The organism is Streptomyces sp. NPDC090741 (assembly GCF_044769045.1).
In the GTDB taxonomy this organism is placed as follows: domain Bacteria; phylum Actinomycetota; class Actinomycetes; order Streptomycetales; family Streptomycetaceae; genus Streptomyces.
Map to the genome: position 1 here is coordinate 406,216 of NZ_JBIVXF010000006.1, position 21,240 is coordinate 427,455.

Sequence of the window (21,240 nt, forward strand, 5' to 3'; positions counted from 1 at the left end):
GCCCACCCCGCATCGGCCTCCCACTTCCGCATGCCGATCAGGAAGGCGTCATTCACCATGCCCGCTTCCGATTCCGCACCACTGCACCTCGCCGTCTCGCTGGACGGCGCGGGCGCGCACGCGGCCGCCTGGCGCGAGCCGGGGGCACGGCCCGCCGAGCTGTTCACCGCCCGCTACTGGGCCGGCCTCGTCGCGGAGGCCGAGGCCGGGCTGCTCGACTTCGTCACCTTCGAGGACGGGCTCGCCCTCCAGTCCTCCTCCCCCGGTGGCCACGACGAGCGCACGGACCGGGTCCGCGGCCGGCTCGACGCGGTCCTCACCGCCGCCCGGGTGGCGCCGCTGACCCGCCGCATCGGGCTCGTGGGGGCCGTGACCGCCACCCATACCGAGCCCTTCCACATCTCCAAGGCCGTGGCCACCCTCGACCACGTCAGCCGCGGCCGCGCCGGCCTGCACGTACAGGTCTCCGGACTCCCGTACGAGGAGCGGCACTTCGGCCGGCGCCCCGCACCGCTCGCGGAGGACGAGCTGCACGAGGAGGCCGCCGACCACGTCGAGGTGGTCCGGCGTCTGTGGGACAGCTGGGAGGACGGCGCGGAGATCCGGGACGTGGCCACGGGCCGGTTCGTGGACCGCGACAAGCTCCACCACATCGACTTCGAGGGCCGCCACTTCAGCGTCCGGGGCCCTTCGATCACCCCGCGCCCGCCCCAGGGCCAGCCCGTCGTGAGCGCGCGCGCCACCGACAGCGCGGCGTACGGGCTCATCGCCCGGTCCGCCGACATCGGCCACCTCGTGGCCCGCGACACCGAAGAGGCGCGGGTGGCCGTCACCGCCGTCCGCGGGCTGCGCGCCTCGGCGGGGCTCGGCGAGCGGCCGCTGCACCTCTTCGGGGAGCTGACCGTGTTCCTCGACGAGACCGCCGGAGCGGCGGCCGACCGCCGCGGCCGCCTCGACGAGGCCGCGCGCGACCCGTACGACGGTGACACCGCCGTGTTCACCGGTACGTCGGGCCAGTTGGCCGATCTGCTCCAGGAGCGCCGGGAGGCGGGTCTGTCGGGCTTCCTGCTGCGGCCCGCGGTCATCGCCCACGACCTGCCCGCCATCTCCCGCGCCCTGGTGCCGGAGCTCCAGCGGCGGGGCCTGTTCCGCCGGGAGTACGAGGCCGACACCCTGCGCGGTCTGCTGGGACTCGACCGGCCCGTCAACCGCTACGCCGCGGCCCCGCTCCCGGCCGCCTGACGCACGCCTCGCCTCACCTCGCCCTGCATCGCCACGCATCGCCACGCATCGCCTCGCCTCGCCTCGCCTCGCCTCCGGAAGGACGCACCATGACCACCGAGCCGCTCAAGCAGATCCACCTCGCGGCCCACTTCCCGGGCGTCAACAACACCACCGTCTGGAGCGACCCGGCGGCCGGCAGCCACATCGACTTCGATTCCTTCGTCCACTTCGCCCGGACCGCGGAGCGCGCGAAGTTCGACTTCCTCTTCCTCGCCGAGGGGCTGCGACTGCGCGAACAGGGCGGGCAGATCTACGACCTGGACGTCGTCGGCCGGCCCGACACCTTCACCGTGCTGGCCGCCCTCGCGGCCGTCACCGACCGCCTCGGGCTGACCGGCACCATCAACTCCACCTTCAACGAGCCCTACGAGGTGGCCCGCCAGTTCGCCTCCCTGGACCATCTCTCGGACGGCAGGGCCGCCTGGAACGTGGTCACCTCCTGGGACGCCTTCACCGGCGAGAACTTCCGGCGCGGGGGCTTCCTGCCCCGGGAGGAGCGCTACAGCCGGGCCAAGGAGTTCCTGGCCACCGCGCACGAGCTGTTCGACTCCTGGGACGGCGGCGAGATCGTCGCCGACGCCGGATCCGGCACCTTCCTGCGCGACGCCCGGGCCGGGGCCTTCGCCCACAAGGGCCCGCAGTTCGACATCGAGGGCCGGTTCAACGTGCCGCGCAGCCCACAGGGCCGCCCGGTGATCTTCCAGGCGGGTGACTCCGACGAGGGCCGCGAGTTCGCCGCCTCCGACGCCGACGCGATCTTCGGCCGGTACGGGACCCTCGACGAGGGCAGGGCGTTCTACTCCGACGTCAAACGCCGCCTCGCGAAGTACGGGCGCACGCACGACCAGTTGAAGATCCTGCCCGCGGCCACCTTCGTCCTCGGCGACACCGACGCCGAGGCCCGCGAGGCCGCCCACGAGGTGCGCCGCCTCCAGGTCAGCGGGCAGACCGCGATCAAGTACCTCGAACACGTCTGGAACCGCGACCTGTCCGGCTACGACCCCGACGGCCCCCTGCCCGACATCGACCCCGTGACCGGCGAGAACACCATCGCCCTCGGCCGGGCGAGCGTGCGCCAGTTCCGCGACCCGCTGGAGACCGCCCGGCAGTGGCGCGCGCTCGCCGAGGCCAAGAACCTCTCGATCCGGGAACTGGTGATCGCCACGACTTCCGGCCAGACCTTCGTCGGCTCCGCCGCGACCGTCGCCGAGCAGATCAACACACTGGTGCAGGCGGACGCGGCCGACGGCTTCATCCTGGTCCCGCACATCACCCCGGGCGGCCTCGACACCTTCGCCGACACCGTCGTCCCGCTGCTCCAGGAGCGCGGGGTGTTCCGCAGCGAGTACGAAGGCACCACCCTGCGCGACCACCTCGGCCTCACGGTGCCGCAGGCGGCCTCCGGCCGGCGGGCAGCGGCCTCGTGAAGTTCCTGGCCATCACCCTGATCACCGACAACACGGACCCGGTGACGGGCGCTGCCGCCCCCACCCGGGAACGGTTCCGCGAGGTCGTCGCGAGCGCGCTGCTCGCGGAGGAGCTCGGCTTCGACGGGTTCGGCGTCGGCGAGCGCCACGAACGGCCGTTCCTGTCGTCCTCGCCGCCCGTGGTGCTCAGCCACATCGCGGCGCTGACGCGGAGGATCCGCCTGTTCACCGCCGTCACCACGCTGAGCCTGCTGGACCCGGTCCGGGCGTACGAGGACTACGCGACCCTGGACCACCTCTCCGACGGCCGCCTCGAACTGATGATCGGCAAGGGCAACGGCACGGCCCAGCGCGAGCTGTTCCACGTGACCCCCGAGGAGCAGTGGGAGCGCAACGCCGAGAGCTACGAGCTGTTCAGGCGGATCTGGCGCGAGGACAAGGTGAGCGCCGAGCCGCGCTTCCGCCCCGCGCTGACCGGCGCGGAGGTGCTGCCGCGGCCGTACCAGCGCACCCTGCGCGTCTGGCACGGCAGTGCGACGAGCCGGGAGTCGGTGGACCTGGCGGCACGGTACGGGGACCCGCTGTTCTCGGCGAACGTCACCCATCCCATCGGCCCGTACGCGGAGCTGGTCCGGCATTACCGGGAGCGCTGGGAGCACCACGGGCACGACCCGGCCCGTGCCGTCGTCGGCGCGGGCACGGCCGGCTACCACGCGGCGCGCACCTCGCAGCGGGCCGTCGCCGCGTACCGGCCGGCTTTCGCCCGGTACCTCGCGGCGCACCGCGCGCAGGGCGTGGAGCCTGTCTTCGCGACCCTGGAGGACTTCGTCGAGCGCAGCTCGGCGCTGATCGGCAGCCCCCAGCAGGTGATCGAGAAGGTCCACCGCTACCACGCGGAGTTCGGCCACACCGTCCTGCACCTGCAGGCCGAGGCGGGCGGGCTCCGGGAGGCGGAGCACCGCGCCTCCCTCGAACTCTTCCAGTCGGAGATCGCCCCGGTGCTGCGCCGGGAGATACCCGACCCGTCCTTCCCCGACCTGTAAGGAGCCAGGCCATGTCCGGAATCCCCCTCGGGGTCCTCGACCTCGTCCCGGTCGCGTCCGGCTCGACCGCCGCCGAGGCCCTCACCAACAGCATCGACCTGGCCCGCCGTACCGAGGAGTTCGGCTACACGCGCTACTGGTTCGCCGAGCACCACCTCAATCCGGGCGTCGCCGGGACCTCCCCGGCGGTGGTCCTGGCCCTGACCGCGTCCGCCACCAGCACCATCCGGCTCGGTTCCGGCGCCGTCCAGCTCGGGCACCGCACCGCGCTGTCGACGGTGGAGGAGTTCGGCCTGATCGACGCGCTGCACCCCGGCCGCCTGGACCTGGGGCTGGGCCGCTCGGCGGGGCCGCCGCAGCACCGCCGCCCGGTGGAGGACGGGGGCGGGGGCGCACCACCGCCCGTACCGGCCACGGCCACCCCGGTCATCGGGGGGTACACCCCGAACGGGCTGCGCATCCCGGACCGGTTCTCCTTCGCCCACCTGCTGGGCCATCCGCGGGTGGCGCTCCAGCAGAAGCTGCTCAACCTGCCCGGCGCGCAGCCGCAGGACTACTCCGAGCAGGTCGACGACGTCCTCGCGCTGCTGCGCGGCGAGTACCGCACGCCGGAGGGTGTGGAGGCGCACGCCGTTCCCGGCGAGGGGGCCGACGTACAGGTGTGGATCCTGGGCAGCAGCGGTGGAGTGAGCGCCGAGACGGCGGGCCGCAACGGGCTGCGCTTCGCGGCGAACTACCACGTCAGCCCGGCCACGGTGCTGGAAGCCGCCGAAGGATACCGGGCCGCGTTCAAGCCGTCCGCCGAGCTGGACCGGCCGTACGTGACGGTCTCCGCCGACGTGGTGGTCGCCGAGGACGACGAGACGGCCCGCGAGCTGGCCACCGGGTACGGGCCGTGGGTACGCAGCATCCGCACGGCCGAGGGTGCGATCCCCTATCCGACGCCCGCCGAGGCGCGCGCCCTTCCCTGGCCGGAGGAGGACCGCAGGCTCGTGGCGGACCGGGTGGAGACCCGGTTCGTGGGCTCGCCCCGCACCGTCGCCGACCATCTGGAACGGCTGCGGGAGGCGACGGGCGCCGACGAACTGCTGATCACGACGATCACCCACCGGCACGCGGACCGGGTCCTCTCCTACCGGCTGCTGGCGGAGGAATGGCGGCGGCGCGACTGACGGCCGGCCGCGGGAATCGCACACGCCGGGTCACCGGTCCGTGCCCTCGGGCGCGTCGGTGAAGGGGCTGCGGTCCAGCTGTTCGAGGAGGTCGGCGGGGTCCCGGTACACCGCTCGGGCTCCGGCGTCTTCCAGGTCTAGGCGTGGGATACCGCCACAGAGCAGGCCCACGCTCGTGACCCCGGCCCGCACGCCGGCCTTCATGTCCCAGACGGTGTCGCCGACGAAAACAGCGCCGTCCGCGGGCGCCTCGGCGAGTTCGAGGGCGTGGTGGATGGGGTCGGGCGCGGGCTTGCCCTCGTCGACGTCGTCGGAGCTGGCGGTGGCGTTGATGGCGTCGTCGGCGTCGACGGCCCGCCTGAGGGCGCCGAGTTCCTCACTGCCGGCTGAGGTGACGAGGACGACCCGCCAGCCGCGCCGGTCCAGGGTGCGCAGCAGTTCGTCCGCCGCCTCGATGCGGGGCAGCCGGTCGAAGAACGTGCCGTAGAGGGTGTCGTGCGCGGTGCTGAGCGCATCGTCCTCGCCGGTGTCCCGGCCGTCGCCCAGCAGGTGGGCGAGCAGGTCCTCGCCCGGCAGGCCGATCGCCCGGTGGATGGCGTGCATGGAGACGTCGTGGCCGGCCTGGCGCAGCGCTTCCCACCAGCACACCACATGCAGATGATTGGTGTCGGCGAGCGTCCCGTCGACGTCGAACAAGGCGGCTCGGTTCATGGGCCGCGCCTACCCCTCTCCCGCCCGTGCAGTCCTTCCGCCGGCGGACGAGGATTCGGCGGAGCCGGACCGGCAGGGCACACAGGCGCGGCCCGCAGCGGTGGGCCGGCCGGCACCGGTCCGCTCTCGCGGCGGCGATGCCCCGCGATGCCCCGCGGTGCCGCTTCGGCGCCCGGCACCGGCTCCGGCACGCTCGCCCCCGTAAATGGTGCGGGGTCGGCGACGGGCGGCGTTGCGACCGCCCGCCGCGGATGCGCCGTCCGCTCAGCTCCGCTCACCGTCGAAGAGAACTCCGGGGTTCAGGATCCCTGCCGGGTCGAGTGCGTGTTTCGCGGCCCGCAGCGCCCGGGCGAACGGCTCCGGGCGCTGCCGGTCGTATCCGGGCCGGTGGTCGCGGCCGACGGCGTGGTGGTGGGTGACGGTCGCCCCGTGTGCGCCGAGCACGTCCATCGCGGCGGCCTTGATCTCGTCCCACATCGCGACCTCCGAGCCGCGCCTCGCCGGGGCTATGACGGTGAAGTAGGGGGCGGGGCCGTCGGGGTAGACGTGGGTGAAACGGCAGTTGATCATCCCCTCGGCGCCGGTGACCCTGCGTACGACGGCGCCCAGGTCCCGGTGCACGGCCTCGTACAGGGCCCCGGCACGGTCCCAGGTACAGGCCGTCTCGAAGGTTTCGCTGATCACGCTCATCCGCGCGAGTCCGTCGCGCAGGTAGGGCATGCGCAGGAACGCGGAGCGCCACGCGCCGGCCGCGGAGTCATCGGCGGGACCACCGGCCGCGGCCGGGGTCACGGACGGGGTCACGGACGGCGAACCGCCGTGATCCCGCGCCAGGGCGACCAGTTCGGCGAGCCGGTCGGCGACGGGGAAGTGCGCGGACTCCACCCCGAGGACGACTACGCTCCGGCCGCCGCCGGCCACGCCCGCGAGCGCCGCCTCCCCCGGGTCGAGCAGCCGGCAGTTGGCCGGGTGCAGGCCCGACTGCGCGATGGCGCGGACCGCACCGGCCGCGGCCTCGAAGTCGTCGAACAGGACCGAGGCGGACGCCTTGTGACGGGGCCGGTCCTGGAGCCGCATCCATGCCTCGGTGATCACTCCCAGCGTGCCCTCCGATCCCAGGAACAGCCGGTCGGGGGACGGGCCCGCACCCGAACCGGGAACGCGCAGCGACTCGTTGACGCCTACCGGGGTGACCACGCGCAGGGACTCGGTCAGGTCGTCGATGTGGGTGAGGAGCGTGGCGTAGTGGCCGCCGGCCCGGGTGGCCAGCCAGCCGCCGAGGGTGGAGAACTCGAAGCTCTGCGGAAAGTGGCGCAGTGTCAGTCCGTGCGGCCGCAGTTGGGCTTCCAGGTCGGGTCCGAGCACGCCCGCCTGGATCCGTGCCGCCCTGCTCGCGGTGTCGATGTCGAGTACGCGGTCGAGGGCGGCGAGGTCCAGGGACACCACACCCCGCCGCCGGTCCCCGCGGTACTCCACTCCCCCGACCACCGAACTGCCGCCCCCGTAGGGCACGACGACCACGTCCGCGCCCTCGGCCCAGTCCAGGACGTCCACGACGTCCTGCTCGCTACGGGGGAAGGCGACCTGGTCCGGAGCCGCCCCGAGTTCGCCCCGCAGGGCCCGTACGACGTCGCGGTAGGCCTTGCCGTAGGTGTGGGAGGCCCGGTCCGGCGGGGTGTCGGACATCAAGTGGGCGAGGGAGGACGGTGGGGTGACCCGGGCCGTGGGCAGATCGACGGACCGGATGTCGGGTACCGGCAGCGGGGTGTCGGCCGCCCCGGGGACGAGCGCGCCGAGGGCGACGCACTCGCTGTCGGGCAGGGCCTTGTCGTCGGTGCCCCAGCCCCACCAGGAGCGGCGGCGCCCGGGCGAGGCGAGCGGGGCGGCGGGCACGGTCTCGGCCATGGCGATATAACCCTTCGGCAATTTACCGCTTGGTAATTTACTCCACCGTATAGTTCGCTTCATGGACTCCACAAGCGCCGGCGCCGCACCGGGCAGCCCACCGACCACGTCGCCGCCGCCGGGCAGGCGCCGGGGCAGACCGGCGGGGACGAAGGGCGTACCGCGCGCCGAGCGCGAGGAGCAGATCCTCGCCGCCGCGATGGAGGAGTTCGGCCGGCACGGGCACGCCTCCGCGTCGATGGCCGCGATCGCCGGGCGGGTGGGCGTGACGAAGCCGATGCTCTACGCCTACTTCGACTCGAAGGACGGGCTCTACCTCGCCTGCCTCGAACACATCGCCGCCCGCGTCATCGCGGCCATCGACGAGGCGATGTCCGGCGGACCGACCGCCACCGCCGAGGAGCGGCTCCCCCACTCCGTCCTCACCGGGCTCTTCACCGCCCTCGAAGAACGGCGGCACGCCTGGTTCGTCCTCTACGACAGGACCTTGCCGCCCGGCTCCGAACTGCGCCTCGCCGCCCAGCGGCACCGCGAGGCCGTCGACGTGCTCGCCGCGACGGGCACCGCGGCGCTGCTCAGCGGCCGCGGCAACGAGGACCCCCTCGACGCCGACGCCCTCAAGCACGTGTGGACGGGCACCGTCAGCGCCCTCATGGGCTGGTGGATCGCCCACCCCGAACAGTCCGCCCAGGACATGAGCACCCGCTGCGCCCGCCTGCTGACGGCCATCCGCAGCGCCTGACGAGTAGCCTCCGATCGGCCCGTCCGGCACCCCGGGCCGGAGGCGGAGCCGGCAGGCCCGGGGAAGCACCGCGTGGTGGCGCCCTCCGTACGGGACGGTCAGGTGGTGGCCGGCACCGGAGTGTTTTCCGTCTCCTTCCCGGCCACCGCCTCTTCGGCGGCGGCCGGGGCCCCGCCCGCCTCGCCGTGGTGCGGGAGGGCCGTGTAGTAGACGGTGGTGCCCTGCTTGACGCGCTCCGCCAGGCTGCGGGCCACCAGACGCTCGGTGGTCGTGCGCACCAGGTTGTCGCTGACGCTGCGGTCCGGCTGCGCGGTCTTCAGGGCCTGGGCGATCTCGCGGGCCGTCTTCGGCTCCGCCTGGCCGCTCAGGTGCCGGTGGATCAGCTCGGTCAGCGGGACCTGCTTCTCCTTGGACGCGACGGCCTTCTCCTTGGGAGCGGCAGGCTTCTCCTTCGGCGCGACGGCCTTCGCCTTCGCGGGCTCCTTCGCCGCGGCCTTCACGGCGGTCGTCTTCCTGCCGGTCGCCTTCTTCGCGGTCGCCTTCTTCGCGGTGGTGGTCGTCGCGGTGGCGGTCGTCGCGGCCTTCTTGCCGGTGCGCGGGGCGGGCACCGCAGTCGCGATGTCACCGAGGGCCGCCCGCATCCCGACGAGGAGTGCGTGGTCCTGCTCCAGACCGGCCAGGCGCTCCTGGAGGGAGGCGATCTCCTCTCGGATGCGCTCCTGCTCGCCGGTGTTCAGGTCGAGGTCGGCGGCGACCTTCTCTGCGTACTGGGACTTGAGAGTGGGAATCTCCTGAACGGACATACGGGCTCCTTCGATGGACGGTGTTGGGTGCGGACTCTACTCAGGTGACCTGTGAGGTGTGTGAGTTTGAGCGGTACCGGGCCCAAAGGAAGTGCCTGCGGTCAGAGTTGCTCGCCTGTCTGATGTGTGGGCCAGGGGGTGTCTTACGGACGGGTGGCGGTGACCAGGTAGTAGTCCAGGATCTGCTGCTCCCAGGCGGCCAGGAAGTTCCGGGGCCAGGTGCCCGGCTCCCAGAGGCGCGCGAGCCAGCGGTCCCAGCCGGGCCAGACCTGCGGACCGATCGAGGCGATCCGTACGTCGACGAAACCGGCGTCCGTCAGGGCCTCGTCGAGCCGGGAAACGGGCCGGGCGATGTCCAGGCCGCTGGCGAACGAATCGAGCAGCCCCGCGAGCCGTTCCGCCGGCGCGGGCGCACCTTCGACGCTGAAGAAGCTGGCGACCGCCACCCGCCCGCCGGGGCGCAGTACCCGCGCCGCCTCCCGGGCGAACGCGGACAGGTCCGGGAAGTGCTGGGCGGCCTCGACGCTGTACAGGCAGTCGAACTCGGCCTCGCCGAGCGGCAGGCTCTCCGCCGCCCCGAGCACGAAGCGCAGCCGGGACGGCCGGGCTTCGAGGAGAAGGGAGTTCGCTTCGCGGGCCCGCCTGAGCTGCTGGGGGTGGATGTCCACCCCGGTCATCTCCGTGGGCCCGTACTCCTCCAGGGCGAGGGCGCACCCGAGGCCGAGACCGCAGCCGATCTCCACGGCCCGACCGCCCGCGGGTCCGACCGCGTCGAGTACGTGCCGGTAGAGGTCCTGCTCGCTGCGGATCCGGTCACCCTGGGACAGCGGCCGTTCGAGATCGACCGCCTGCCAGTAGCCGAAGTTGATGAACCCTCCGGCGAACACCGGCACGGCGCTGAGATCGGCCGGCCCGTACGTCTCCCACACCTCGGGCCGCACGACCGGAGCGGGCTGTTCTGCAGGGGTCCCCGACAACACCGCACCGCCTCCTCGTGACGGGGCGTTTCGCCCCGGAGTCTCCAGTGTGGCGTGTGGGCCCCCGCCGCGACAGAGGACCCGCCCGGCATGCGGGCCGAAGGCGCGGGTCCTGGGGGATCATTGGCCGACCCGGGAGGCGCTTTCGTCGTGCGGGTCGGCGAGGATGGCGGGGTCACCCGTCCGCAACACGTGAGGAGTCCGCGCAGATGCCCGCGTCCGGTCCCGGCCCCAAGCCTCCGACGATCGCCGATGTCGCGCGCGTCGCCGGGGTGTCGCGCACGACGGTCTCGCACGCCCTCAACGGGCTCGGCAAGGTCGACCCCCGCACCCGGGAGCGGATCAAGCAGGTTGCCGCCGAGCTCGGATACCGGCCCAACCTTCGGGCCCAGCGGCTGCGGCACGGGCAGGCCAAGGCCATCGCGCTCGCCTCCTCGATGCCGTTCGCGGTGGCCGGCGGGCCCTCCCGGCTCGGGTTCTACATGGAGATCGCCGCCGCCGCGGCCGAGAGCGCCCTGCTGCACGACTACGCCCTCGTACTCGTACCGCCCGTCCAGTCGGGTTCCGGGCTGCACTCCGTCGACATCGACGGGGCCATCGTCGTCGAGCCGGACGTGAACGACCCCGCGGCGGCCCGGCTGCGGGAGCGCGGGCTGCCGTACGTGGCGCTCGGCAGGCCCGTCTCCCCGGACGAGCAGGCTCCGTACGTGGACCTGCGCGGCGGGCTCGTCGCCGGGATGCTCCTCGCCCACCTGCGCGAGCAGGGTGCCGAGCGGCCCGCGCTGATCATCGGGTCCGGCGAGCGGCACTCCTCCGTCGACGCGCGCGAAGCCTACGGGCGCATGGCCGCGGAGCACGGCTGGCCGCCGGTCGTGGCGACCGCCCCCGAGGCGGGCGGCGAGCAGGCCGGATACGAGCGCTGCGCGGCCCTGCTCGCCGAGCATCCCGGCATCGACGCCGTCTGCGCGCTGGTGGACGCCTTCGCGGTCGGTGCGGTCCGGGCGATCCGGGACAGCGGGCGGACCGTACCGGACGACGTCATGGTCGTCACCCGGTACGACGGACTGCGCGCCCGTACCTGCGATCCGCTGCTCACCGCCGTCGACCTGCACCTGGACCGGGCGGCGGCCGACGCGGTGGAGCTGCTGCTGGGACGACTGCGGGGCGGGGCGGCGCCCGCCGTGTCGGTGGCGGCGGCGCCCGCGCCCCGGCTGGTCGTACGCGCCTCCTCGCTGCGGGTCACACCCCCAGCATGAGGACCACACCGGAGACCAGGGCGAACAGCAGGACGAACAGGCGCATCCTGCGGGCGTCCAAGCGGTGGTGCACCAGCCGGCTCAGCCACGCCCCGGCGGCGATCGCCGGAAGCAGCAGGACGGCCGAGCCCAGGTCCTGAACACGGCCCTGCCCGGTGGCGAACAGCAGGACCAGCGAAGCCACTTCACCGATGAGGAAGCAGACGGCGACGGTGGCGCGCAGCTCCGCGGGCGGCCGGTGCTGGTAGACCAGGGCGAGCGGCGGGCCGCCCACGCCGGTCGCGGTCTCCGTCAGCCCCGTCACCGCGCCCGCCCCGACGTAGGCGGCGCGGCCGGGGGTGAACGCGGGTGCGGCGAGGCTCACCGCCGCCGCCAGGACGGTGGCGATGCCCACGAACAGGCCGAGGCTGCGGTCCGGTATCAGCCAGAGCAGTGCCAGCCCGCCGGGGGTCGCGGCGAGCCGGGCGGCGGTGATCCAGCCGGCGCCCCGCAGATCCAGCGCGGCCCGCTCGCGCCAGGCGACGTACAGATTCAGCGGGATCATCGACGCCAGGACGAACACCGGGAGCAGGCCCGGATCGAGGATCCCCGCCACGGGGGCGACGATCAGGGCGAAGCCGAGCCCGCTGCTGCCCTGGACGAAGGCGGCGAGGGCCACGGTGAGGGCGAGCACCGTCAGCGTCGCGGGGTTCATCGCGAAGTGCTCCGCTCGCGGGCCGCCGTGGAGGTGGGGTGGGCCCGGGTGATGGGGGCCCGTTCCACGGCGACGCGGGCCAGTTCGGCGGCTCGCCGTACGAGTGCGGGACCGTCCCATCCGGTGGGCCGGCCGCGCCACAGGCGCATCCGGCCCTCGACGAACACGGCGGTGATCTGGTCGCGGTTGCCACGTCGTACCAGCTCCCACGGCAGGTCCCAGGACAGCGCGAGTTCGGGGTTGGTGACGTCGACGAGGAGGAAGTCGGCGGCCAGGCCCGCCGCGACGGTGCCGGTACGGGAGGCGAGGCCGACGGCGTCGGCGCCGCCGCGCGTGGCGTGTTCGAGCCAGGTCCATCCCGCGCCGCACGAGGAGTCGCCGGTGGCCAGGCCGTATGCGATCCGCTGGGCGAACTCGGCCGCGTCGGCGAGCCGGAACCCGTCGCCCCGGGTGCCGTCGGTGCCGAGCCCGAAGCGGATGCCGCGCTCGGCCATGGCGGTGGCCGGGGCGACGGCGTTGCCCTTCCAGGCGCTGGCGACGGGGTTGTAGCTGACGGCGGTGGCCGTGTCGGCGAGCAGGGTCATCTCGCGGGGGGTGAGCAGGGTGGCGTGTGCGGCGAGCAGCTGCGGGCCGAGCGCGCCGATGTGGTGCAGGTACTCGATCGGGCGCATGCCGTGGCGTACCAGCGAGCGTTCGACGCCGGCCAGGTGCTCGTTGACGTGGATCTGCACGGTGGCCCCGGCTTCCGCGGCGAGCCGGGCGGTGCCCCGGAGGGTGGCGTCGGTGGCCGCCTCGGGGACGGAGACGGCGAGGGAGGCGTGGACGAGCGGGTCGCCGTCGTACCGGGCCAGGTGCTCGCCCGCGCCGTCGAGCACGGAGGGGCCGTCCGTCGCGGCGTCGGCGTCGGCGTCGTCGCAGACGAGTCCCAGGACGCAGCGGATGCCCGCGTCGCGGGTGGCCGAGGCCACGACGTCGACGTCCACGCCGGTGCGGTTGCCGGCGTCGGCGACGGTGGTGAACCCGCCGCGCAGCGCTTCGAGCGCCGCCAGCTTCGCCGCGGTGTACGCCGACTCCTCGTCCAGGGCGCCCTCCAGCGGCACCCAGACCCGGCGGAAGATCTCCGACGGCTCCCCGTAGGCGAGCGCGGAGCCGAAGCTCTGCGTGAGGTGGTGGTGGGCATCGACGAAGCCGGGCATCAGGAGGTGGCCGGGCAGCCGTACGGGGTCGAGCCGCGGGTGCGTGCGCCCCAGCTCCTCGGCGGGTCCGACGGCCCGGAAGGTGCCGTCGGCGACGATGACCGCCGTGCCGTCGGAGGGGCCTTCGGGCAGCAGCACGGCGTCGGGTACGAGGAGGAACGGGCCGGGGCCTTCAAGTACGTCGCGGGGGGCGTGGAGGTCGCGGGGGTCGTGGATGAGCTGGTTCATCGGTCGCTTTCCGTACGGGCTGCGGCGACGCGCGCGGCGACGCCGGGCCTGATGTGGTGGAAGAGGAAATGGAGCAGGGCGGCCACGAACGCGCCGACGGCGACGCCGCTCTCCAGGAGGATGCGGAGGTTCGGCGGGAGGCCCGCGTACACGCCGGGGATGAGGATGGGCAGCAGGCCGAGCGCGAGGGCGACGGCGCAGACGAAGGTGTTGGTGTGCTGGTCGAGGTCCGAGCGGCCGAGCATCTGCACGCCGAGCACCGTGATGACGGCGAAGACGACCATGGCGGTGCCGCCGATGACCGCGGACGGGATGACGCTGACGGCGCGGGTCACGGGTGCGAGGAAGCCGATGACGATGAGGACGATGCCGGCCGCGGCGGTGACGAAGCGGCTGCGCACGCCGGTGACGCGGACGATCCCGATGTTCTCGCCGCTCGTCACCATCAGTGGCAGTCCGAGGAATCCGCCGGCGAGGGAGGTGAGCGCGTCGCCCCTGATGGTCTTCGGGACGGCGGTGCGCCGGTCGATCTCCTTGCCGACGGCCTCGGCGTTGATGACGGTCTGCCCGGTTGCCTCTGCCATGGAGGCGAGGCTGTACAGCATCAGCGGCAGTGCGGCGACGAGGTCGAACCGCGGCGAGCCGAACGGCAGCAGCTGCGGGGCGTTGAACACGCCGCCGCCGGCTGCGCGGCCGAGGTCCACGGCGCCGAGGACTGCCGCGAGTACGGTGCCGGCGAGCAGGCCGAGCATGACGGCCAGCCGGCGCACGATGCCGGTGGACACCAGGTAGAAGACGACGGTGAACCCGATCGTGGCCATGCCGAGCCCGAGATGCGCGGGATCGGCGAATCCCGGCTCGCCGGGACGGCCGGTGACGAGGAGGGCGCCGACCTTCACCAGGTTGACGCCCACGATGACGATCATCGTGCCGATGACGAGGGTGGGGAAGAAGGCCAGCAGCCGCGAGAAGACGGGGAGGACGACGAAGGAGAAGAGCGCGGTGAGGATGACCGCCCCGGTGGCCGTGCGCAGGCCGTGCTGCTCGGCGATGGCGAGGAAGAGCACGAGGGGCGCGCCGCCCGGCAGCATCACGAACGGGAGCCGGGGCCCGAACTTCCAGGGCCCGAGCGACTGGATGAGGGAGCCGACGCCGGAGAGAACGAAGGCCGCGGAGAGCAGGTTGACGGTCAGGTGCGGGTCGAGGCGGAGGGTGGCGCTCATCAGGAAGATCGCCGAGATCGGTGTGGCCGCCATGACGAGGACGTGCTGGATGCCGAAGAGGAGGATCCGGGCGAGGGGGCGGGACTCGTCGACGGGGTGGCCGCCTTCGGGGTCGCCGGTGTGGGAGTCGGGCGGCTGCGGCGTCGGGGGCTGGTGGGTACCGGGAATGGTGTGGCGGGGACTTGACACGTTCGAGCTCCGATCGGCGTTCGACACGCATGAGTTCAGCCGCGATCCGGCCCTGGACGGGGAGCCAAATCGATTTGGCCAAATCGATTTGGCCGTCAGTATGTGAGGGCCCCGGACGGCCGTCAAGGGTTCCGGCAACCGGCGCGGGCAGCCATCGGGCGTAGGCTTCGCTGAGCACGGGCGCGACGGGGGCGGGGCGGGGCACATGACGAACAAGACGGCACGGACGTGGGGTTCGACCCTCGATTCGGTCGTGGTGTACGCACAGGGGGCGGTCTGCCGCCGCCTGGTCCGCGGCAGCATGGCGCCCGACGCCCGGCTGCGGGTGACGGGACTGCCCCGCTCGCTGGACCCGGGATCCCTGCGGGCCCGCGTCCTGAACACCCCCGGAGTACGCGTCACCGAGGCCCGGGTGGAGGTCGAGGCCGAGCCCCTCGGCGCCGGCACACCCGACGCGTTGCGGCGCGAGGTCGTGCGGTTGCGCGAGGAGTGCGCGGCGGCGCAGGGCCGCCGGGAGCGCCAACTGGGCCTGATCGAGGAGGTCAGGGGTCTGCACCCGGTGCCGCCGGAGCGCAGGCGCGGGGACCCGCACCGCCGCACTCCGGTCGACGCGTGGCTGGAGCTCGCCGAGTTCGTCGATGCCCGGCTGACACGGCTGCACGCGCGTCTCGTCGAACTGGAGGAGGCGCAGCGCCTCGTCGAGCACGAGCTCTCCGTCGCTGCGGACAGGCTCGCCCGCGCCTCCACCGACGCACCGTCGGCGCATGTGGAGACCACGGTCTGCGCGGTGCTGACCCTCGACGGCGCCACGGACGCGGAGGAACCGGAGCTGGAGCTGGAACTGGAACTGGAGTACGCGGTGCCCGGCGCCGTCTGGGTGCCGGCCTACCGTCTCACCCACCGTCAGGGCGACGGCGCCGGCCGTCTCCTGCTGCGCGCCTCGGTCGCCCAGCGCACCGGCGAGGACTGGAGCGGCGTACGCATCGCCCTGGCCACCGCCGACCTCCGGCGCCGCACCGACCTCCCGAAGCTGCGCTCGCTCCGGATCGGACGCCGTCAGCCCGCCCCCGCACCGTCCGGCTGGCGCGAGCCTCCGGCGGGGCTCGCCGGCCTGTTCGCCGGGTACGAGGCGGCCGGCCCCCGTCCGGCCCCGGCCCCCGTACCCGCGGCCGGCGCGCGTCCGGCTGTGGGGGCCGGCTCCACGCCCGGTCCCGTTCCACCGCCGCCCCCCGTTCCCGTACCGCCGCCGGCACCGCAGGGTTACGGTGCGCCGCCCGCCGCGTTCCCGGTACCCGGCGGCGCGGACGGCGCCTCCGGCTTCGGCGCCGCCGTGCCCGCCCCCGCACCACCGGCCCGCTCACGAGCCGCCGGCAGGCCGGGCGGTGGCGGCGCGGGCTTCGCCGGGCCCGCCCCCGCCGCGATGGCATCCGCACCGATGGCCCCCGCGGCTCCCGGCGGGGCACCGCCACCGCCACCGCCCACGCCGCCGGCCGGTCCGCCGCGGCCGAGCGGCGCCGAACTCGACTACGCCGCCCTCGTCCTGTGCGGCCCCGACGAGCAGGGCGGTCGCCGGGGCCGGCTGTTCCCGGACGCCCCCTTCGACCCGGTCGCGGCCGGACACCGGCGCCGCGCCGAGGCGGTGGCCGCGCTGCCGCTGCCCGGACACGCCGTGCGTCCCCGCGAGTCGGCGGGATCCTTCGACCACCGCTTCGATGCCGCCGCCCGCGCCGACATTCCCTCGGACGGCACCTGGCACACCGTCACCGTCGGCGAGATCCCCATCGGTCTGCGCACCGAGTACCTCTGCGTGCCGTCCGTCGAGCAGACCGTGTACGCGACGCTGGTGCTCTCCAACGCCACCGACCAGGCCCTGCTGGCCGGCCCGGTGGAGGTCACCGTCGACGGCGAGTTCCTGCTGACCGCCGCCCTGCCCACGCTCGCCCCCGGCGGTGTCCGCCGGGTGGGGCTCGGGCCGGCCGAGGGCATCGCAGTCAGTCGCCGTACGAACCTGCACGAGTCGACCGCGGGCCTGCGGGGCAACACCACCGTGCTCGACCACCGCGTCCACGTCGAGCTGGCCAACCGGCTCGCCGGGCCCGTCACGGTCGAGGTCCGCGAGCGGGTGCCGGTCACCACCGATCCGGACGTCCGGATCGAGGAACGGGCCGACTGGACGGCACCCGAGGAGGGTGCGGGGCCCGAGCACCACGCACCGGGAACCCGCATCTGGCGGGTGGACCTGCCCGCCGGCGCCACCACCGCCCTCGACGGCGGCTACGAGATCCGCATCCCGGCCGGCAAGGGCCTGGTCGGCGGCAACCGCAGGAGCTGACACAGCCATGTCCACGGCCCCCACGCCGATCGCCCTCCCCGTCACCGCGGTCACCTGTCTGGAGGACCGGGCCCACGTCGAGCGCACCGCCGTGCTCGACCTGGAGGCCGGAGTCCAGCGGCTGCGTCTCGGACCGGTCACTGCACTGGCCGTCGACCGTACCCTCCATGCCGAGCTGACCGCCGATCACCCGGCGGCCGTGCTCGACGTACGGATGGTCCGCACCTGGACGCCCAGCGGACCGCTGCCGTCCACCGACGACTCCGCCCTGCGCCGCCGCGTGCACGAGCTGGAAGACGAGCGGCACGCCGTGGAGCAGCGGCGCGACCGGCTGCACGCCCGTCTCGACGTGCTCGGCCGCCTCGCCGCCGATCTGCTGCGGGACATCGGTGAGGGTGCCGGCTCCGGGGAGAGCGACGGGCCCCGCTGGGCCCGCGAACTGGACCGGGTGGACGGTGAGCGCGACGAGTTCGGCGAGGAACTCCGCTCGGTCCAGGCTCGCTTGGTCTCGCTCGATACCGAACTCGATGCGGTCCGGCGGGCCATGGCCCGCTCCGGGACGGAACCCGCCGAGCTGGTCGGCCATGTCGAGCTGACCGTGGACGCCTCGGCCGCCGGGCCGGTCCGGCTGCGCCTGAGCCACCTCACCCCGTGTGCGCTGTGGCGGCCCGCCTACCGGGCCGTACTCGACGGCGACCGGCTCACGCTGGAGACCGATGCGATGGTCTGGCAGCGCACCGGCGAGGACTGGTCCGACGTACGGCTGACGTTGTCGACGGCCCGGTCGGCGCTGGCGACCGATCCGCCGCGGCTCGGCGAGGACCGGCTGATGCTGGGCGACCGCACTGCCGCCGAACGCCGTTCGGTCGACGTCGAGTTGCGCGAGGAGGCGATCGGGGACATCGGCCCGGCCCCGGTGCTCGGCCTGCCGGGGGTGGAAGACGGCGGTGAGGCGCGGGTGCTGGGCTCGCCCGCAGCGGTCTCCGTACCCGGTGACGGGCGCGCCCACCGGGTGCCGCTGTCCGCGTTCACCGCGCCCGCGAGCAGCGAGTACGCCTGCTCGCCCGAGCTGTCCCCGCTGGTCTCCCAGGCGGTGCGGTTCGACAACGGGTCCGGCCACGCGCTGCTCGCCGGTCCCGTGGACCTGGTCCGGGCCGGCGGGTTCGGTGGCCGCGGCACGCTGGACTTCACCGCGCCCGGCGCCCCGGTCGTACTGGCCTTCGGCAGCTGCGACGACCACAGCGTGGTCCGGGAGGCCGAGGAGTCCCGGACCACCGCCGGAATCAGCCAGCGGACCGTGGTGACCCGCACGGTCCGCCTGCACCTGTCCCGGTTCTCCGCGCCGGCGGAGCACGGCGAACGGGTGGTCGTCGTACGGGAGCGGATCCCGGTCTCGGAGGTCTCGGCGGTGGAGGTACGCCTGCGCAAGGAGGCCTGCTCCCCCGCGCCCGCCGCGGTCGACGCCGAGGGCATCGCGCGCTGGGACGTCGCGCTCCCGCCCGGCGGCCGGCGCACGGTCACCCTGGTCTACGAGCTTTCGGCGAGCGCCAAGGTGGCGGGCCTCTGACGCGTCGCGCCGGCGGGGTCAGCCGACCTGGATTCCGATGACGCAGGTGTCGTCGTCCGTGTCGGAGCGGCTCTCGGCGAGGAGGCGGTCCAACTGGTCGTCCAGGTCGCCGACCCCGGAGGCCGCCGCGCTCACGAGGTGTCCCAGGGAGTCCTCCACCGAGGAGTCCCGCCGCTCCACCAGCCCGTCCGTGAACATCAGCAGGGTGTCGTCCGGCTCCAGCTGGATCTCCCGTTCGATGTAGGTGACGTCCGGCAGGGCTCCGAGGAGCAGGCCCTCGATGAGCGGGAAGACTTCGGGCTCGCCGCCGCGGACGAGCACGGGTGGCAGGTGGCCGGCGCGCGCCCAGCGCATCACCCGGGTACGGGGGTCGAAGAGCCCGCAGACGGCGGTGGCCGTCACGTGCTTCGCCAGGTGGTGGGTGACCGTGTTGAGCCAGGACAGCAGTTGGGCGGGGCCCGCGCCGGTCACGGCGAGGCCCCGCAGGGCGTTGCGCAGGACGACCATGCCGGTGGCGGCCTCGATGCCGTGTCCGGCGACGTCTCCCACGGAGAGCATGATCAGCCCGGAGGGCAGGACCACGGTGTCGTACCAGTCGCCGCCGACGAGCGACTCGGACTCCGCGGGCCGGTAGCGGACGGCCACGCGCAGGCCCGGGGCTTCGACGGCCGGCGGGGTGGGCGGCATGATGGCGTGCTGGAGTTGAAGGGTGAGGCGGTTGCGTTCGGCGGACTCGGCCGCGGTGTGGGCGAGCTGGTCCCGGGTGGCGGCCAGGGCGACTTCGGTCCAGTGCTGGGCGGAGATGTCCTGGTAGGCGCCGCGGACGGCGTGCAGGCGCCGGTCGGCGTCGAGGACGGGCTCGGCGACGACGCGGATGTGGCGGGTGATCCCGTCGGACCTGCGCAGGCGGAGATCGACGGATGCGGGGCGGCGGTAGCTCAGGACGGCCCGCAGGAAGCGGCCCAGGGCGGCGGAGTCGTCGGGATGGGCGTAGCCGGGCAGTTCCCGCAGCGGTACGGGCGGGGCGCCGGCCGGCAGGCCGTGCAGCGCGTACAGCTGGGCGTTCCAGGTGATCTCGCCGGTGACGAGGTTCTCCTCGAAGCCGCCGATCCGGCCCAGGCGCTGGGCGTGCTGGAGGAGGTCGGCCAGGCGTGCCGTCTCGTCCTCGATCCGCCAGATCAGCAGTACGGCCGCGCCGTGCCGGCTGACGCTGATGTCCGCGACCGAGGTCAGCGGGATCTGGTCGACGAGCGCGGTCAGGCTCATGCGTTCGGCCCTGAAGGGTTCGCCGGTCGCGTGCACGCGCTCGATGATGTCGAACAGCCCGTTCTCGCCGGCGGCCATCGGATAGGCCTCCAGCAGCAGGGCGCCGTTCACGTCGGCGCGCTGCCGTCCGGCGGGGTCGACGAAGCGGCTGCTGGCGTGGCGGATGCGGAAGTCGGTCAGCCGGCCCTCGGGATCGAGCACGGGGGTGAGGATGACGGCGGGGTCGTGCAGTCCCTCGGCGAGGTCGGTCAGCTCCGAGACGTCCGGGAGTACCGCTTCGGGGAGGTCGGGATCGCCCGGGGCCGAGGCGTCCATGGTGCGGGCGAAGAGTTCGGCGAGGGCCTCGACCTGGCGCTCGATCTGCGGGGGCTGCGGCGCCAGGGGTTGTGGCCAGCAGATTTCGAGGACGCCGTGGATGCGGCCGCCCGTCCCGGCCGGTACGGCCATCCGTCCGCCGTCGGGCCAGTGCAGGTGCGCGATCGAGGGCAGTCCTTCGCGTTGCAGGCGGGCGAGCGTGACCAGTCGGCGCTCGCGCAGGGCGAGGCGGGCGACGGTGGAGACGCCCGGAGGGACGTGGCGCCAGCGCGCGGCTTCCCCGGGCGGGAATCCGGCGTACCCGGCGAGGGCCAAGGAGCCGTCGGGCGCCGCGGTCCACACGGCGACGGCGATCGCTCCCAGGGGTTTGAAGGCGTTCGTCAGGAGGGATTCGGCGACCGCCTGGGTGTCGTCGGCGGCGGCCAGCATCCCGCTCTCGGCGGTGCGCAGCCGGACCGCCACCCTGGTGGACGGCTTGGCCGGGCCGAGCGTGCCGGTCCGCTCGACGAACTCGGCGGCGACCTCGCTGACGTGGTCGCGGGCGGCCTGGTTGACGATGTCGGCGGCGAGGTCGAGCGGGGACAGCCCGGTCTCGCGGGACAGTTCGTCCAGCTGCCGTGCCGCCGCGGCGGGGGTGCAGCTGAGTTGTCCGATCAGGATGCCCTTGGCCAGTTCGACCAGGGCCCTGCCGTCCGCGGCGGCGTGCGCCGCCTGCACCTCGCCGCGCAGCCGTTCGACGGTGGCGACGAGGCGGCCCAAGGGGGTCGGGGCCTGGTGCGGGATCGTCTTGCGGCAAGGCTCCTCGGTGACCGCTTCCGGTGCCCGCGCATCGCCGTGCGGCTGTGTGTCGGGGGTGCTCACGGTGCTTCCGGCTCCTTGCTGGGACGGTCCCGCTCGTGATGGCCGGGCC

Annotated in this window: 16 protein-coding genes; 8 read left to right on the forward strand and 8 right to left on the reverse strand. The window is 74.0% G+C overall.

Annotated features, from left to right (window positions below):
- Positions 1–57: 57 nt before the first annotated feature.
- The 4 genes from ACIQU4_RS19520 to ACIQU4_RS19535 all read left to right on the forward strand — a co-directional run bounded on the left by ACIQU4_RS19520 (position 58) and on the right by ACIQU4_RS19535 (position 4,926).
- Positions 58–1,242 carry an LLM class flavin-dependent oxidoreductase gene (locus tag ACIQU4_RS19520; RefSeq protein WP_403731918.1) on the forward strand — a complete coding sequence of 395 codons (1,185 nt, stop codon included), beginning with the start codon at positions 58–60 and terminating at the stop codon, positions 1,240–1,242.
- A gap of 89 nt (positions 1,243–1,331) precedes the next feature.
- Positions 1,332–2,711 carry an NtaA/DmoA family FMN-dependent monooxygenase gene (locus tag ACIQU4_RS19525; protein WP_403731920.1) on the forward strand — a complete coding sequence of 460 codons (1,380 nt, stop codon included), beginning with the start codon at positions 1,332–1,334 and terminating at the stop codon, positions 2,709–2,711.
- Entirely contained in the window at positions 2,708–3,754 is a 1,047-nt protein-coding gene (locus ACIQU4_RS19530; RefSeq protein ID WP_403731923.1) for an LLM class flavin-dependent oxidoreductase, read from the forward strand. Before ACIQU4_RS19525 ends, ACIQU4_RS19530 begins: the two co-directional genes overlap by 4 nt.
- A gap of 11 nt (positions 3,755–3,765) precedes the next feature.
- Complete coding sequence (locus ACIQU4_RS19535; RefSeq protein ID WP_403731926.1) at positions 3,766–4,926, forward strand: LLM class flavin-dependent oxidoreductase; 1,161 nt, start codon at positions 3,766–3,768, stop codon at positions 4,924–4,926.
- 30 nt (positions 4,927–4,956) lie between these two features.
- Here the strand turns inward: ACIQU4_RS19535 and ACIQU4_RS19540 are convergent, their stop codons facing one another.
- Together ACIQU4_RS19540 and ACIQU4_RS19545 are read right to left on the reverse strand one after the other, a co-directional pair.
- Entirely contained in the window at positions 4,957–5,637 is a 681-nt protein-coding gene (locus ACIQU4_RS19540) for an HAD family hydrolase (protein WP_403731929.1), read from the reverse strand.
- A 264-nt stretch (positions 5,638–5,901) separates the two neighbouring features.
- Positions 5,902–7,542: an FAD-binding oxidoreductase gene (locus tag ACIQU4_RS19545; RefSeq protein WP_403731932.1), complete on the reverse strand. Its 1,641-nt coding sequence runs from the start codon at positions 7,540–7,542 to the stop codon at positions 5,902–5,904.
- A 61-nt stretch (positions 7,543–7,603) separates the two neighbouring features.
- On the opposite strand from ACIQU4_RS19545, the gene ACIQU4_RS19550 reads away from it, so the two are divergent.
- A complete protein-coding gene (locus tag ACIQU4_RS19550; RefSeq protein ID WP_403731934.1) occupies positions 7,604–8,284 on the forward strand; it encodes a TetR/AcrR family transcriptional regulator in 681 nt (226 codons plus the stop codon).
- A gap of 98 nt (positions 8,285–8,382) precedes the next feature.
- Here the strand turns inward: ACIQU4_RS19550 and ACIQU4_RS19555 are convergent, their stop codons facing one another.
- A complete protein-coding gene (locus ACIQU4_RS19555) occupies positions 8,383–9,087 on the reverse strand; it encodes a hypothetical protein (protein WP_403731936.1) in 705 nt (234 codons plus the stop codon).
- A 143-nt stretch (positions 9,088–9,230) separates the two neighbouring features.
- Positions 9,231–10,067: a class I SAM-dependent methyltransferase gene (locus ACIQU4_RS19560; RefSeq protein ID WP_403731937.1), complete on the reverse strand. Its 837-nt coding sequence runs from the start codon at positions 10,065–10,067 to the stop codon at positions 9,231–9,233.
- A gap of 206 nt (positions 10,068–10,273) precedes the next feature.
- Between ACIQU4_RS19560 and ACIQU4_RS19565 the strand changes: the two genes are divergently transcribed.
- Positions 10,274–11,320 carry a LacI family DNA-binding transcriptional regulator gene (locus ACIQU4_RS19565; protein ID WP_403731938.1) on the forward strand — a complete coding sequence of 349 codons (1,047 nt, stop codon included), beginning with the start codon at positions 10,274–10,276 and terminating at the stop codon, positions 11,318–11,320.
- On the opposite strand, the gene ACIQU4_RS19570 is transcribed toward ACIQU4_RS19565, so the two are convergent.
- Genes ACIQU4_RS19570 through ACIQU4_RS19580 form a run of 3 tightly spaced genes read right to left on the reverse strand, consistent with a single transcriptional unit; the run spans position 11,304 to position 14,850 of the window.
- A complete protein-coding gene (locus ACIQU4_RS19570) occupies positions 11,304–12,014 on the reverse strand; it encodes a TSUP family transporter (RefSeq protein ID WP_403731940.1) in 711 nt (236 codons plus the stop codon). The two genes, ACIQU4_RS19565 and ACIQU4_RS19570, sit on opposite strands and share 17 nt — an antisense overlap.
- The gene (locus tag ACIQU4_RS19575; RefSeq protein ID WP_403731941.1) at positions 12,011–13,438 is read right to left on the reverse strand and encodes an amidohydrolase family protein; all 1,428 of its coding nucleotides are present in this window, start codon (positions 13,436–13,438) and stop codon (positions 12,011–12,013) included. Before ACIQU4_RS19575 ends, ACIQU4_RS19570 begins: the two co-directional genes overlap by 4 nt.
- Positions 13,435–14,850: a uracil-xanthine permease family protein gene (locus ACIQU4_RS19580; RefSeq protein ID WP_403731943.1), complete on the reverse strand. Its 1,416-nt coding sequence runs from the start codon at positions 14,848–14,850 to the stop codon at positions 13,435–13,437. The genes ACIQU4_RS19575 and ACIQU4_RS19580 overlap by 4 nt, the downstream gene beginning before the upstream one ends.
- Positions 14,851–15,055: 205 nt before the next feature.
- Here ACIQU4_RS19580 and ACIQU4_RS19585 point away from each other — a divergent pair, with 205 nt between their 5' ends.
- Together ACIQU4_RS19585 and ACIQU4_RS19590 are read left to right on the forward strand one after the other, a co-directional pair.
- Positions 15,056–17,182 carry a DUF4139 domain-containing protein gene (locus tag ACIQU4_RS19585; RefSeq protein WP_403731944.1) on the forward strand — a complete coding sequence of 709 codons (2,127 nt, stop codon included), beginning with the start codon at positions 15,056–15,058 and terminating at the stop codon, positions 17,180–17,182.
- Between the two features lie 7 nt (positions 17,183–17,189).
- The gene (locus ACIQU4_RS19590) at positions 17,190–18,749 is read left to right on the forward strand and encodes a mucoidy inhibitor MuiA family protein (RefSeq protein WP_403731945.1); all 1,560 of its coding nucleotides are present in this window, start codon (positions 17,190–17,192) and stop codon (positions 18,747–18,749) included.
- A gap of 18 nt (positions 18,750–18,767) precedes the next feature.
- On the opposite strand, the gene ACIQU4_RS19595 is transcribed toward ACIQU4_RS19590, so the two are convergent.
- Complete coding sequence (locus ACIQU4_RS19595; protein ID WP_403731948.1) at positions 18,768–21,191, reverse strand: SpoIIE family protein phosphatase; 2,424 nt, start codon at positions 21,189–21,191, stop codon at positions 18,768–18,770.
- Positions 21,192–21,240: the final 49 nt, after the last annotated feature.

Excerpts from the sequence above, each read along its gene's own strand:
- ACIQU4_RS19520 (WP_403731918.1), top strand. The coding sequence starts at position 58 with ATGCCCGCTTCCGATTCCGCACCACTGCACCTCGCCGTCTCGCTGGAC.
- ACIQU4_RS19525 (WP_403731920.1), top strand. The coding sequence starts at position 1,332 with ATGACCACCGAGCCGCTCAAGCAGATCCACCTCGCGGCCCACTTCCCG.
- ACIQU4_RS19535 (WP_403731926.1), top strand. The coding sequence starts at position 3,766 with ATGTCCGGAATCCCCCTCGGGGTCCTCGACCTCGTCCCGGTCGCGTCC.
- ACIQU4_RS19540 (WP_403731929.1), bottom strand. The coding sequence starts at position 5,637 with ATGAACCGAGCCGCCTTGTTCGACGTCGACGGGACGCTCGCCGACACC.
- ACIQU4_RS19545 (WP_403731932.1), bottom strand. The coding sequence starts at position 7,542 with ATGGCCGAGACCGTGCCCGCCGCCCCGCTCGCCTCGCCCGGGCGCCGC.
- ACIQU4_RS19550 (WP_403731934.1), top strand. The coding sequence starts at position 7,604 with ATGGACTCCACAAGCGCCGGCGCCGCACCGGGCAGCCCACCGACCACG.
- ACIQU4_RS19555 (WP_403731936.1), bottom strand. The coding sequence starts at position 9,087 with ATGTCCGTTCAGGAGATTCCCACTCTCAAGTCCCAGTACGCAGAGAAG.
- ACIQU4_RS19565 (WP_403731938.1), top strand. The coding sequence starts at position 10,274 with ATGCCCGCGTCCGGTCCCGGCCCCAAGCCTCCGACGATCGCCGATGTC.
- ACIQU4_RS19570 (WP_403731940.1), bottom strand. The coding sequence starts at position 12,014 with ATGAACCCCGCGACGCTGACGGTGCTCGCCCTCACCGTGGCCCTCGCC.
- ACIQU4_RS19575 (WP_403731941.1), bottom strand. The coding sequence starts at position 13,438 with ATGAACCAGCTCATCCACGACCCCCGCGACCTCCACGCCCCCCGCGAC.
- ACIQU4_RS19585 (WP_403731944.1), top strand. The coding sequence starts at position 15,056 with ATGACGAACAAGACGGCACGGACGTGGGGTTCGACCCTCGATTCGGTC.
- ACIQU4_RS19590 (WP_403731945.1), top strand. The coding sequence starts at position 17,190 with ATGTCCACGGCCCCCACGCCGATCGCCCTCCCCGTCACCGCGGTCACC.